Source organism: Pseudomonas sp. NGC7, assembly GCF_047159675.1.
Taxonomy (GTDB): domain Bacteria; phylum Pseudomonadota; class Gammaproteobacteria; order Pseudomonadales; family Pseudomonadaceae; genus Aquipseudomonas; species Aquipseudomonas kermanshahensis.
The window spans coordinates 5,619,554-5,631,643 of record NZ_BAAFZY010000001.1; the positions used below are offsets into that span (position 1 = coordinate 5,619,554).

Annotated in this window: 9 protein-coding genes, 2 tRNA genes and 1 pseudogene; 4 read left to right on the forward strand and 8 right to left on the reverse strand. The window is 62.1% G+C overall.

Features of this window, described 5'->3' with window-relative positions; all coding sequences use genetic code 11:
- Positions 1-187: 187 nt before the first annotated feature.
- The 4 genes from ACMCNM_RS25150 to ACMCNM_RS25165 all read left to right on the forward strand — a co-directional run bounded on the left by ACMCNM_RS25150 (position 188) and on the right by ACMCNM_RS25165 (position 3,228).
- Positions 188-274: transfer RNA gene (locus ACMCNM_RS25150), tRNA-Leu, on the forward strand.
- A gap of 88 nt (positions 275-362) precedes the next feature.
- Positions 363-449, forward strand: a tRNA-Leu gene (locus ACMCNM_RS25155).
- A 200-nt stretch (positions 450-649) separates the two neighbouring features.
- Complete coding sequence (locus ACMCNM_RS25160) at positions 650-1,663, forward strand: extracellular solute-binding protein (protein ID WP_085272310.1); 1,014 nt, start codon at positions 650-652, stop codon at positions 1,661-1,663.
- On the forward strand, positions 1,663-3,228 hold the full coding sequence (locus ACMCNM_RS25165) for an ABC transporter permease (RefSeq protein ID WP_027592537.1): 1,566 nt from the start codon (positions 1,663-1,665) through the stop codon (positions 3,226-3,228). Before ACMCNM_RS25160 ends, ACMCNM_RS25165 begins: the two co-directional genes overlap by 1 nt.
- A 32-nt stretch (positions 3,229-3,260) precedes the next feature.
- Here ACMCNM_RS25165 and ACMCNM_RS25170 read toward each other — a convergent pair whose 3' ends face one another.
- The 8 genes and pseudogenes from ACMCNM_RS25170 to hfq form a co-directional block, all read right to left on the reverse strand.
- Positions 3,261-4,145, reverse strand: coding sequence for a methyl-accepting chemotaxis protein (locus ACMCNM_RS25170; RefSeq protein ID WP_412765959.1), 885 nt, complete (start codon positions 4,143-4,145; stop codon positions 3,261-3,263).
- A 21-nt stretch (positions 4,146-4,166) separates the two neighbouring features.
- Positions 4,167-4,859: pseudogene (locus ACMCNM_RS25175) on the reverse strand (methyl-accepting chemotaxis protein); the annotation flags it as partial.
- Positions 4,860-5,461: 602 nt separating this feature from the next.
- On the reverse strand, positions 5,462-6,754 hold the full coding sequence (locus tag ACMCNM_RS25180; RefSeq protein ID WP_027592535.1) for an adenylosuccinate synthase: 1,293 nt from the start codon (positions 6,752-6,754) through the stop codon (positions 5,462-5,464).
- Between the two features lie 56 nt (positions 6,755-6,810).
- Positions 6,811-7,998: an ATP phosphoribosyltransferase regulatory subunit gene (locus ACMCNM_RS25185; protein WP_027592534.1), complete on the reverse strand. Its 1,188-nt coding sequence runs from the start codon at positions 7,996-7,998 to the stop codon at positions 6,811-6,813.
- A 300-nt stretch (positions 7,999-8,298) separates the two neighbouring features.
- A complete protein-coding gene (gene hflC / locus ACMCNM_RS25190; RefSeq protein WP_186677364.1) occupies positions 8,299-9,168 on the reverse strand; it encodes a protease modulator HflC in 870 nt (289 codons plus the stop codon).
- Complete coding sequence (gene hflK / locus ACMCNM_RS25195) at positions 9,168-10,349, reverse strand: FtsH protease activity modulator HflK (protein WP_186677361.1); 1,182 nt, start codon at positions 10,347-10,349, stop codon at positions 9,168-9,170. The genes hflC and hflK overlap by 1 nt, the downstream gene beginning before the upstream one ends.
- 96 nt (positions 10,350-10,445) lie before the next feature.
- Positions 10,446-11,747 (reverse strand): ribosome rescue GTPase HflX, encoded by a 1,302-nt coding sequence (gene hflX, locus ACMCNM_RS25200; protein ID WP_027592531.1) that lies wholly within the window; start codon positions 11,745-11,747, stop codon positions 10,446-10,448.
- Between the two features lie 12 nt (positions 11,748-11,759).
- Complete coding sequence (gene hfq, locus ACMCNM_RS25205; RefSeq protein WP_003258160.1) at positions 11,760-12,020, reverse strand: RNA chaperone Hfq; 261 nt, start codon at positions 12,018-12,020, stop codon at positions 11,760-11,762.
- Positions 12,021-12,090: the final 70 nt, after the last annotated feature.

Consider the following 12,090-nt stretch of genomic DNA (forward strand, 5'->3'; position numbering starts at 1 on the left):
CGATGAGCCGAGGAAGGTGTAATAGGGCTGAAGAATCAACAAGTTGAAAATTTTGAAATTTTTTTTGATCAGGGGGTTTACAGCCCTCAGGACCGTCCGTATAGTGCGCACCACAACGACGGACAGACGACGTTGTAGTTGAGATGAAACGCGATGTAAAGCATCATGTGACCTCGACGAAATGTGTGCCCAGGTGGCGGAATTGGTAGACGCGCTGGTTTCAGGTATCAGTGACTTAACGGTCGTGGAAGTTCGAGTCTTCTCCTGGGCACCAAGTATTATCAAGTAATAGATGACCAAGGATCTATTACTACTGTGTGAAAGCGAACGATAGTCGCCTTCATCAGCTGATGTAAAGCTTTGCCCAGGTGGCGGAATTGGTAGACGCGCTGGTTTCAGGTATCAGTGACTTAACGGTCGTGGAAGTTCGAGTCTTCTCCTGGGCACCATATAAAAACCCACTAGCTTGCTAGTGGGTTTTTTCTTGCCTGCGTTTTTTGCCCCACACGCTACGCCCTCCCCTCCGGCCAAAAAAATTCAGCTGCCCGACGATCGTCTGCCCATGAATTTCTTGTCACACGGCCACTTGAGAAACGATTTCGTTTACCATTGTTTCCAAATATGTAGCCGTAAGCGAGGAAGTACCCGCATGACGATCCGTCCGCAACCGCTGATGCGCACCCTGGCCGCCGCTGTATTGAGCCTGGTGATCGGCGCCCCGGCCGCCATGGCAGACGCCCCGGTCACACTGACCATGTACAACGGCCAGCACAAGGAAATCGGCGAGGCCATCGCCAAGGCCTACGAGGCCAAGACTGGCATTCATATCAATATCCGCAAGGGCAGTAGCAACCAGCTGGCCAGCCAGATCATCGAAGAAGGCGAGCGCTCGCCGGCCGACATCATCTATACCGAAGAGTCGCCCCCCCTGAACAACCTGGGTGAGCTGGGCTTGCTGGCAAAAATCGACGACGCCACCTTGAACATGCTGCCCAAGGAATACGTAGCCGCCAACGGCACGTGGATGGGCGTCACCGCGCGCACCCGCGTGGTGGTGTTCAACCCGAAGAAAATCGACGAGAAAGACCTGCCGCAATCGGTCATGGACTTCGCCGACCCTGAATGGGATGGCCGTGTCGGTTTCGTGCCGACCAGTGGCGCCTTCCAGGAACAGGCTGTAGCCATCCTCAAGATGCACGGGCGTGATGCGGCCGAAGAGTGGCTGACCGGCCTGAAGGCTTTCGGCAAGACCTACACCAACAACATGGTCGCCCTGAAGGCTGTGGAAAAAGGCGAAGTCGCCGCCGTGCTGGTGAACAACTACTACTGGTACGCCCTGGAGCGTGAGCGCGGCAAGCTGGACTCCAAGCTGTATTACCTGGCCGACGGCGATGCCGGTGGCCTGGTGACCATCTCCGGCGCCGCTGCGGTCAAGGCCAGCAAGCACCCGAAAGAAGCTCAGGCCCTGCTCAACTGGATGGCCAGCGAAGAAGGCCAGCGTGTGATCACTCAGACCACCGCCGAGTATCCACTGCACAAGGGCATGGTTTCTGACCGTGGCCTGAAGCCTTTTGAAGACCTGCGCCCACCGAAGATCTCCCCGGCCGACCTTGGCAATGCCGAAGAAGCCCTGGAACTTGAACGTGAGGTCGGTCTGCTCTGATGACTGCCGCCCTGTCCGAGCCGGCGCCGGTACGTTTCGTGCCGCGCCGCAAGCGCCCCTCGATCTGGGTGGTGCTGCCTGTGCTGTTCCTGGTGGCGATGAGTTTGCTGCCACTGGCGTATGTCGCCCTCAAAGCCTGGGAAGCAGGCTGGCGAGAAGCCCTGCACCTGCTGTGGCGCCCATTCGTCTGGGGCCTGATGCGCAACACCCTGATGCTGATGTTCGGGGTGACGCTGGTGTGCATGGTGGTCGGCCTGGCCCTGGCCTGGCTGCTCGAACGCAGCAACCTGGCGGGGCGTCGCCTGTGGGGCGTGGTGCTGTGCCTGCCGTTTGCGGTGCCGTCATTCGTCAGCAGCTTCACCTGGGTGTCGCTGAGCTCGGACTTCGAAGGCCTCGGCGGGGCCATTCTGGTCATGGCCTTGTCCAAGTATCCGCTGGTGTTCCTGCCGGTGGCAGCCACCCTGCGCAACGTCGACACCTCGCTTGAAGAGTCGGCGCGTACGCTGGGATGCAGCCGTTGGGGCGTGTTCATCAAGGTGACCCTGCCGCTGCTGTGGCCCTCGATGCTGGGCGGCGCCCTGCTGATTGCCCTGCACATGCTGGTGGAATTTGGCGCACTGTCGATCCTCGGCCTGCAGACCTTCACCACGGCGATCTACCAGCAGTTCGAGCTGGAATTCAGCAACGCCAACGCAGCCATGCTCTCGGCTGTGCTGCTGGCACTGTGCATGATCATGTTGTGGCTGGAACTGCGCGTGCGTGGCAAGGCCCGCCACGTACGCATCGGCCAAGGCGTGGCACGCCGGGCACAGCCTGTGCGCTTGCGCGGCTGGGCGCCCTTGGCGCAGCTGTTCTGCGTGGGCCTGGCGGTACTGGGCAGCGGCATTCCGCTGGCCATGCTCGGTTACTGGCTGAGTGTTGGCTCGTCGGCGGCGTTCCCGGTCGCCGAAATCTCCAAGGCGCTGCTCACCTCGTTGTCGGTGTCGCTTGGCGGCGCAGGGTTCTGTGTGTTGCTGGCATTGCCGATCAGCTTCCTGGTGGTGCGCTACAAGGGCCGCCTGGCGATCTGGGCTGAACGCCTGCCGTACCTGCTGCATGCCCTGCCGGGCCTGGTGATCGCGCTGACGCTGGTGTTCTTCGCGTTGCACTACGTGCCTGCGATGTACCAGACCACTGCCCTGTTGCTGCTGGCCTACGCACTGCTGTTCCTGCCGCTGGCCCAGGCGCCGGTACGCACCGCCTTGAACAAGGCTTCGCCGACGCTCGAAGAGGCTGCCCGCACCCTGGGCGCGAGCAGCTTCACAGCGTTCTGCCGGGTGACCTTGCCGATCATCTTCCCGGCCCTGGCCGCAGCCTTCGCCCTGGTGTTCCTCGATGCCATGAAAGAGCTGACGGCCACACTGCTGCTGAGCCCGACCGGCATGACCACCCTGGCCACTGAGGTCTGGGCGCATACCGCCAACGTCGAGTTCGCGGCGGCAGCGCCTTACGCCGCACTGCTGATCGTGGTTTCGGGGTTGCCGGTGTACCTGCTGACCACACGGATGTACCTCAACAAGGCGTGAGTTGTGTAGGAGCGCCCCCTCAAAGGGGGGCGTTACGCCCTGAACTGCCCCAGGCTGGCCCGCAGCTGCGCTGCCAGGTCATCCAGTACCTTGCTGCTGGCCGTGGTCTGCATCACCACTTCAGCCGAGCGTTCGGCTTGGGCGTGGATGGTCTCCACCCGGCCGCGCACCGCTTGCGCGCCATGCGCCTGCTGTTCGGCCGCGCGGGTAGCCAGCCCGATCGCCGCATGCACTTGCTCGACCGCCGCCTGCACCGACTGCTGGCGGCGCTCGTTCTCGCGCAACACCAACAACCCTTCGCTGGCCTTGAGCCCTGCCTGGCTGATGGTGGCCACAGCTTCTTTAGCGCCTTTCTGCAGCGCAGCAATATGCGCCTGGATATCCCCGGTCGAGCTTTGCGTCTTGCTCGCCAACGCGCGCACTTCATCAGCCACCACGGCAAAGCCGCGCCCCGTCTCGCCAGCACGCGCCGCCTCGATGGCCGCATTCAATGCCAACAGGTTGGTCTGTTCGGCAATGCCGTGGATCACTGTCAGCACCACCTCGATCTGCTCACTCTGCTTGGCCAGCCGTTCGATCACATGCGAGCCGGTCTCCACCTGCCCTGCCAAGCTTTCAATCAGGCCGGCGAGCTGGGTCGAAGTCCGGCTGTTCTCATCTGTAGCCTGGCGAATATCCACCACCTGCTGCAAGGCGGACTGCATGGCATGGCTCTCGGCTTGGGCTTCGTCGGCCATGCTCGACAGGTCACGCAGGCTGGCAGCCACTTCATCGCGCTGCAGCGCAGCAGCGGCGTCAGCACCGGCATTGCGCTGGGCCATGGCGCCAATCTCGACACCCGTACGCTGCGCCACCTCACCGGCCTCGCGGACGATGGGCTGCAACTTGTCGACGAAACGGTTGACCGCCGAGGCCATGTCACCAATCTCGTCGCGACTGTCGAGGGTCACGCGTTTGGTCAGGTCACCCTCACCGGCAGCCAGGTCGTTCAGGGCGGTGATCAACAGGCGCAGCTTGCTGAGCACCCGTCGACCAAGCACCACCGCGACTACCAGCAACACGCCAAGGCCCACCAACACCAGGCCTAGACCAATACGCCAGCGCAGCTCGGCAGCAGCTTCACGCACCGTCTGCGCGGTATTGGCCTGCATCGCGGTGGCACTGCTCTGGGCAGTCTGCAGACGTTCGCGCAGGGTCTTGCCACTGTCGGCAGCGGCGGCCCCGAGGCTGTCACCCACCAGCTGCTCCCCACTGGCGATCAAGGCGGTAAAGCGCTGGTCAAGGGCTGCGAGCTCCTGATCGACGCCGGCCGTGGAAACCCCCATCAACACCTTGCCGATCTCCGCACCATTGGGGTTGATCGACGCTTCGACAAAATACACCGCCGGGTCGCGGCGCGCCGCATCGATCACCTTGTCCAGCGCCCGCTCGCCCTGCCCCTTTTCCATCAACGCCTGGTTGATCGGGTTTTGCCGGTTGAGGTAGCGGGTCAGGTGCTGGCCCTGGGCGTCGTCGTAGACCACGAACAGCACATTGGGGTTGCGCTGAGCGCGACGGGCGAAGTCAGAGAGCACCGGCACATCGTTGTCCCAGATAGCCCGCGGGGCGACCGAAGCCAGCAGTTCGGCCATGTCGTTGGCAGAATCCTTGAGGTTCTTTTCCAGCGTGGTGCGCAGTTGCTGCTGCTCGTTTTGCAGGCGTGTCGACAACCCTGCGCTCAAACGCTGACGAGTGCTGCTGGACAGGCTATCGAGCCCCGAACGCACGTCCTGCCCAGCTTGCTCCAGCTCGTTGGCCAGCTTGCGGCTGTCATTGCCCAAGCGCTCGCCCAGGTCGGCCTCCAAGGCGGTGACCGTGCTTCGGGTCAGCGCAACGGCAACCAGCACCTGCACCAAAAGAGCGATACCAAGGGCAACAAACACAGGCCGCAAAAGGCGGCTTCGTAACAGTGAGAGGATGGCAGACACGGTGTAACCCTCGTGTTTTCTGGCGCCACTATTTTGATGGCATCTACAGAAACTTCTTACAGCAAGGGTTATGCCGGGAACAGCAGGGATATGCGCCAAGGTCTAGCAAGGTGATTGCCTGCACGGGCCTTTTCGCGGGACAAGCCCGCTCCCACAGTGATCTCCACGGACCCTACATCCACTGCAGAGATCCGGTTCAGGCCTACAAATGAAAACGCCGCGGTCCCCTTTCGGGACCGCGGCGTCAGATCAGCCGTAAAAGCGGATCAGGCGAACGGATGACGCAGCACGATGGTCTCGTTGCGGTCCGGGCCGGTGGAGATGATGTCGATCGGCGCGCCGACCAGCTCCTCGATACGCTTGATGTAAGCGCGAGCAGCTTCTGGCAGCGCTTCCAGGGTCTTGGCACCCAGGGTCGACTCGCTCCAACCTGGCATCTCTTCGTACACCGGCTCCAGACCGATGTAGCTGTCGGCGTCGGAAGGGGCGTCGATGACAGCACCGTTCTCGTTCTTGTAGCCAACGCAAATGTTGATGGTTTCCAGGCCGTCCAGTACGTCCAGCTTGGTCAGGCAGATGCCCGAGATGCTGTTGACGTCGATGGCGCGACGCAAGATGACGGCATCGAACCAGCCGCAACGACGGGCACGGCCGGTGGTCGAACCGAACTCGTGGCCACGCTTGGCCAGGGTAGCGCCGGTTTCATCGAACAGTTCGGTCGGGAACGGGCCGGAACCTACGCGCGTGGTGTAGGCCTTGGTGATACCCAGGATGTAGTCCAGGTACATCGGGCCAACGCCGGAACCGGTGGAGATACCGCCGGCAGTGGTGTTGGAGCTGGTGACGTACGGGTAGGTACCGTGGTCGATGTCCAGCAGCGAGCCCTGAGCACCTTCGAACATGATGTCCTTGCCGGCGCGACGCAGGTTATGCAGTTCGGCGGTGACGTCGAGCATCATCGGCTTGAGCTGCTCGGCGTAGGCCATGCACTCGTCCAGGGTCTGCTGGAAGTCGATGGCCGGCTCTTTGTAATAGTTCACCAGCTGGAAGTTGTGGTAGTCCAGCAGCTCACCGAGCTTGGCAGCGAAACGCTCACGGTGGAACAGGTCGCCAACGCGCAGGCCGCGGCGTGCGACTTTGTCTTCGTACGCTGGGCCGATACCACGGCCGGTGGTGCCGATCTTGGCTTCGCCACGGGCTTTCTCGCGGGCCTGGTCCAGGGCCACGTGGTACGACAGGATCAGCGGAGCAGCCGGGCTGATGCGCAGGCGCTCACGCACCGGTACGCCCTTCTCTTCCAGCTTGGTGATTTCACGCATCAGGGCATCTGGAGCAACGACCACGCCGTTGCCGATCAGGCACTGAACGCCTTCACGCAGGATGCCGGACGGAATCAGGTGCAGAACGGTTTTTTCACCGTTGATCACCAGGGTGTGGCCCGCGTTGTGGCCACCCTGGTAGCGCACTACGGCGGCAGCATGTTCGGTCAGCAGATCGACGATCTTGCCTTTGCCCTCATCACCCCATTGGGTGCCCAGGACGACGACATTCTTACCCATTACATTGGTCCTCATTCACGCAAACTTGGTTGCCGGCCTTTTGCCGACGCAGAAACTCAATGGGTCAGCGGCAGTACCTGCCAGCGCCCGTCTTGCTGAATCAATTGCCGATCACAATCCGCCTCGAGAGCAGCACTCAACGGCTGGCCAGGCAAAGCCTGAACCACACGCTGGCCCTCGCTGCGCAACTGGCAGACCTGCTGCCAGAGGGCCGCGTCACCACTGTCGGGCATCCAGATGCCGCCAGTTGGCAATACGACCTCCGCTCGCCCCAGTGTGACCAGGGTCTTCAAATCCGTGGAGAAACCAGTGGCCGGGCGTGCCCGGCCGAAATCAGCGCCGATGTCGTCATAACGGCCGCCCTGGGCGATCGATTGACCTTCTCCCGGCACGAACACGGCGAACACCACGCCGGTGTGGTAGTGGTAGCCACGCAGCTCGCCGAGGTCGAAGTACAACGGCAGGTCTGGGTAGCGCGACGCCAGGCGATCGGCGATCGCCAAAAGGTCGTCCAGCGCCGCCAGCACGCTGGCCGGGGCACGGCCCAGGCGCACGCGGGCTTCGGCCAGCACTTCACGGCCACCGCACAGCTCGACCAGGGCGCGCAGCATGTTGCCCAGGTCTTTCGGCAGGTCGGCGGTCAGTGCCTGTACTTCGTCGACCGACTTGCGCTGCAGGGCGTCGAACAGCTGCTGCTCGACCGCGCCCGACAGGCCAGCGGCACGCGCCAGGCCACGGTAGATGCCGACATGGCCGAGGTCCATGTGCACGTCCGCGACATCCGTCAGTTGCAGCGTGGCGAGCATCAGGCTGATGACTTCGACATCGCTGGTGGGGCTGGCATCGCCGTACAACTCGGCACCGAGCTGGATCGGGCTGCGCGAGGTGGACAGAGCACGCGGCTGAGCATGCAGCACGCTGCCGGCATAGCACAGGCGGCTCGGGCCTTCACGGCGCAAGGTGTGGGCGTCGATACGCGCCACCTGCGGGGTGAAGTCGGCGCGGAAGCCCATCAGGCGACCGGACTGCGGGTCGACCACCTTGAAGGTGCGCTGATCCAGGTCCTGGCCGGCGCCGGTCAACAGCGACTCCAGGTACTCGATATGCGGGGTGACGACCAGTTCGTAGCCCCAACTCTGGAACAGGTCCAACACCTGGCGACGCGCGATCTCGATGCGCGCAGCCTCAGGTGGCAGTACTTCCTCGATGCCATCTGGCAGCAGCCAGCGGTCTACCGTTGCCATTACGCCATTTCCCCTCTGGTCCGGGCGGCCTGCCTGTGGCGAGCCGTCAGTAAAGCAGGTATCGCGCACAGCAGCGGGCAGCACTGATCCCAGCGCAGCCACCGTACCCAATACCCTCGAATTGCCTTGCGCGCTGACCAAACCGTCAACTGGCGGCTTGCCAATCAACCTTGCAGACGCAAAAAAGCCGGGAAATTTCCCGGCTGCCTCATCATACACCCCTTTTCATTCAGGATGCACCCCGCCTGGTGTTTTAGCTGCCAGGCGGGGCGTCGCCCCAATGAAAACGGGCTCAGAGCATCAAGGCTTGCTCTTGTCCAGGAAGCGGAAGAACTCGTTCTTCGGGTCCAGGACCAGCACGTCGCTCTTGCTCGAGAAGCTCTCGCGGTACGCCTGCAGGCTACGGTGGAACGCATAGAAATCAGCGTCCTGGCTGTAGGCCTTGGCGTAGATGGCAGCCGCCTGGGCGTCGCCGTCACCGCGGGTTTCTTCAGCTTCACGGTAGGCTTCGGCCAGCAGTACACGGCGCTGACGATCGGCATCCGCACGGATACCTTCGGCCAGCTCGTTACCTTTGGCACGATGCTCGCGGGCTTCACGCTCACGCTCGGTGCTCATACGATCGAACACGCTGCGGTTGACTTCCTTCGGCAGGTCGATGGCCTTGACGCGCACATCGATGACCTCGATACCCAGCTCTTTGTTAGCCATGCGGTTCAGCGAAGCGGTGATGTCAGCCATCAGCGCGTCACGTTCACCGGAAACCACCTCGTGCAGGGTACGCTTACCGAACTGGTCACGCAGGCCGCTTTCCAGACGACGCGACAGACGCTCATCGGCGATCTGCTTGAGGCCGGAAGTGGCGGTGTAGAAGCGCTCGGCATCCTTGACGCGCCACTTGGCGTAGGCGTCGACCATGACCGCTTTCTTCTCCAGGGTCAGGAACCGCTGGGTCGGCGCATCAAGGGTCATCAGGCGGGCGTCGAACTTGCGCACCTGGTTCACGTAAGGAACCTTCACATGCAGGCCTGGCTGAACATCAGCCTGAACCACACGGCCGAATTGCAGCAGTACGGCACGTTCGGTCTGCGACACGATGTAGAAGCAGTTCCAGGCCACGACGGCCAGCACCACAGCGGCGATCAGGGCGATCAGCGATCTATTGCTCATCAGCGGCTCTCCCTAGTGCGCGGCGGCTGTTGTTGCTGTTGCAGGTCCTGCGCCGCACGCGCGGCCGCATCGTTGGCCGACGCAGATACACCGCTGGCCGGTACGGACGTGTTGCGGCTGCCTTCGACCATCTTGTCCAGTGGCAGGTAGAGCAGGTTGTTCTGCCCGTCCTTGGTAGCCACCATGACCTTGCTCGAGTTGCTGTAGACCTCTTGCATGGTTTCCAGGTACAGACGCTGACGGGTGATGTCCGGCGCCTTGCGATACTCGGTCACCAGCTTGCTGAAGCGGTCTGCCTCACCCTTGGCGCGAGCGATCACTTCATCGCGGTAACCGTTGGCGTCCTCGATGATGCGCTGGGCCTGACCACGGGCTTCTGGCACCACGCCATTGGCGTAGGACTCGGCCTGGTTGCGGGCACGCTGTTCATCTTCGCGCGCACGGATCACGTCGTCGAAGGCTTCCTGCACTTCACGCGGGGCTGCCGCGCTCTGTACGTTGACCTGGGTGACGGTGATACCGGTACGGTAGTTGTCGAGGAAGCGCTGCAGGCGTTCGCGGATATCCACGGCCATCTGCTCACGGCCTTCGGTAAGCACCTGGTCCATGGAGGTGGAACCCACCACATGGCGCAGGGCACTGTCGGTCGCATGCTGCAGGCTCACCTCTGGCTGGTCGACGTTGAGCACGAAGTCCTGCAGGTTGGTGATCTTGTACTGGACGGTCAGCGGTACCTCGACGATGTTCTCGTCTTCGGTCAGCATCTGCCCCTGCTTGGTGTAGGCACGCTCACGCGTGACGTTTTCCATGTACTTGCGATCGATGGGCGGGAAGTAGATGTTCAGGCCGGGACCGACCGTCTCATAGTACTTGCCGAAGCGCAGCACTACGGCCTGCTCCTGCTCGTCGACCACGTACACGGCGCTGTACAGCCAGATGGCAGCCAACACCGCCAGGCCGATGCCCAGCAGGCCGTAGCCGCCACCCTTGCCGACATTGCGGTCACCGCCGCCACGTTTCTTGCCGCTGCCGAACATGCCGTTCAGGCTGTCCTGCAGTTTGCGGAAGGCCTCGTCCAGATCCGGCGGGCCTTTTTTATCGCCACCACCGCCGCCGCCACCACGGCGACCGCCCCAGGGATCCTGATTGTTCGAGTTGCCACCCGGCTCGTTCCAAGCCATAGCGCTCTCCATCTGATAAAGCAAAGACGCGCCCACGGCGCGCCGTCCAATGCTACAGAATGCCTGTCACTGCTGCCCGGCGACCTCGTCGAGCATTTATTGCAAAGTGTGTTGCTCGACAAACATTTGCGGCTCCATGCCTTCGCGGCTGACCAGACGATTCAACTCGACCTTGGGCAGTCGCACGCTCAGCAGGCTGCGCCCTTCTTCATCATGCTCTTCACTCTGCACGGCACCCAGGGCAAAGAATTGCGCGCGCAAGCGGGCAAAACGCTGCTCCAGGCACAGGGTACCGACAAACAGATCATCCCCCAGCAACTCGGCAATCGCCTGGCCAACCAGCTCCAGGCCACGCCCATCGCGTGCCGATACCCAGACCCGCTCCGGCTTGCCATCGGCATCGCGCTGGATCTGCGGCTCGACATCTTCGAGCAGGTCGAGTTTGTTATAGACCTCAAGGATCGGCAAGCCTTCGGCACCGATCTCGCCCAATACCGCCAACACCTGCTCGATCTGCTCCATGCGGTCGGGCTCATGCGCGTCGATCACATGCAGCAGCAGGTCAGAGTTGCTCGACTCTTCGAGCGTAGCCCGAAAAGCCTCGACCAGCTTGTGCGGCAGGTGACGAATGAAGCCGACAGTGTCGGCCAGCACGATCGGCCCAAGGTCGTTCAGCTCGAGCCGGCGCAAGGTCGGGTCGAGGGTGGCGAAGAGCTGGTCGGCGGCGTAGACCTCGGATTGGGTCAGGGCGTTGAACAGGGTGGACTTGCCGGCGTTGGTGTAACCCACCAGCGAAACCGACGGGATATCGGCGCGGCGCCGGCCGCGACGGGCCTGCTCGCGCTGGCTGCGCACCTTCTCAAGGCGTGCCTTGATCTGACGCAGGCGTACCCGCAGCAGGCGGCGGTCGGTTTCAAGCTGTGTTTCACCCGGGCCGCGCAGGCCGATACCGCCTTTTTGCCGCTCAAGGTGAGTCCAGCCGCGTACCAGTCGCGTGCTCATGTGCTCGAGCTGGGCCAGTTCGACCTGCAGCTTGCCTTCATGGGTACGCGCCCGCTGGGCGAAGATATCGAGAATCAGCCCGGTGCGATCAAGCACGCGACACTCGAAGACACGTTCGAGGTTGCGTTCCTGGCTGGGCGTGAGGGTGTGATTGAAAATCACCAGATCGACCTCATCGGCTTTGACTTGGTCGCGTAGTTCTTCGACCTTGCCGCTACCAATCAGGTATTTGGCCGTAGGCTGATGCCGTGTAATGGTCACCAGCGAGACGATGTCCGCCCCGGCCGACAATGCCAACTCCTGAAACTCCTGCGGGTCTTCGCGCGCCTCAGGGTTCTGACCTTCCAAGTGAACGAGCAACGCCCGTTCACCACCACCGTGGCGCTCAAAGAACAATGCAGGCTCCTATCAGGCGTTGCCTGGCTCGCTGTCACCGTGTTCGGAATCGGACGGGCTTGGCAGGCGAACCGGACGCGCAGGAACCACGGTCGAAATAGCGTGCTTGTAGACCATCTGGCTGACAGTGTTCTTCAGCAGCACGACGAACTGGTCAAAAGATTCGATCGAGCCCTGCAGCTTGATCCCGTTGACCAGGTAGATGGAAACCGGAACCTTTTCTTTTCTCAAAGTGTTCAAGTAAGGGTCTTGTAGCGAATGCCCTTTTGACATATGCCGCACTCCTGTAAGGATAAATAATAGAAAATCAAGAAAATCGATAAATTAGGCCGCCCCTTCGCAA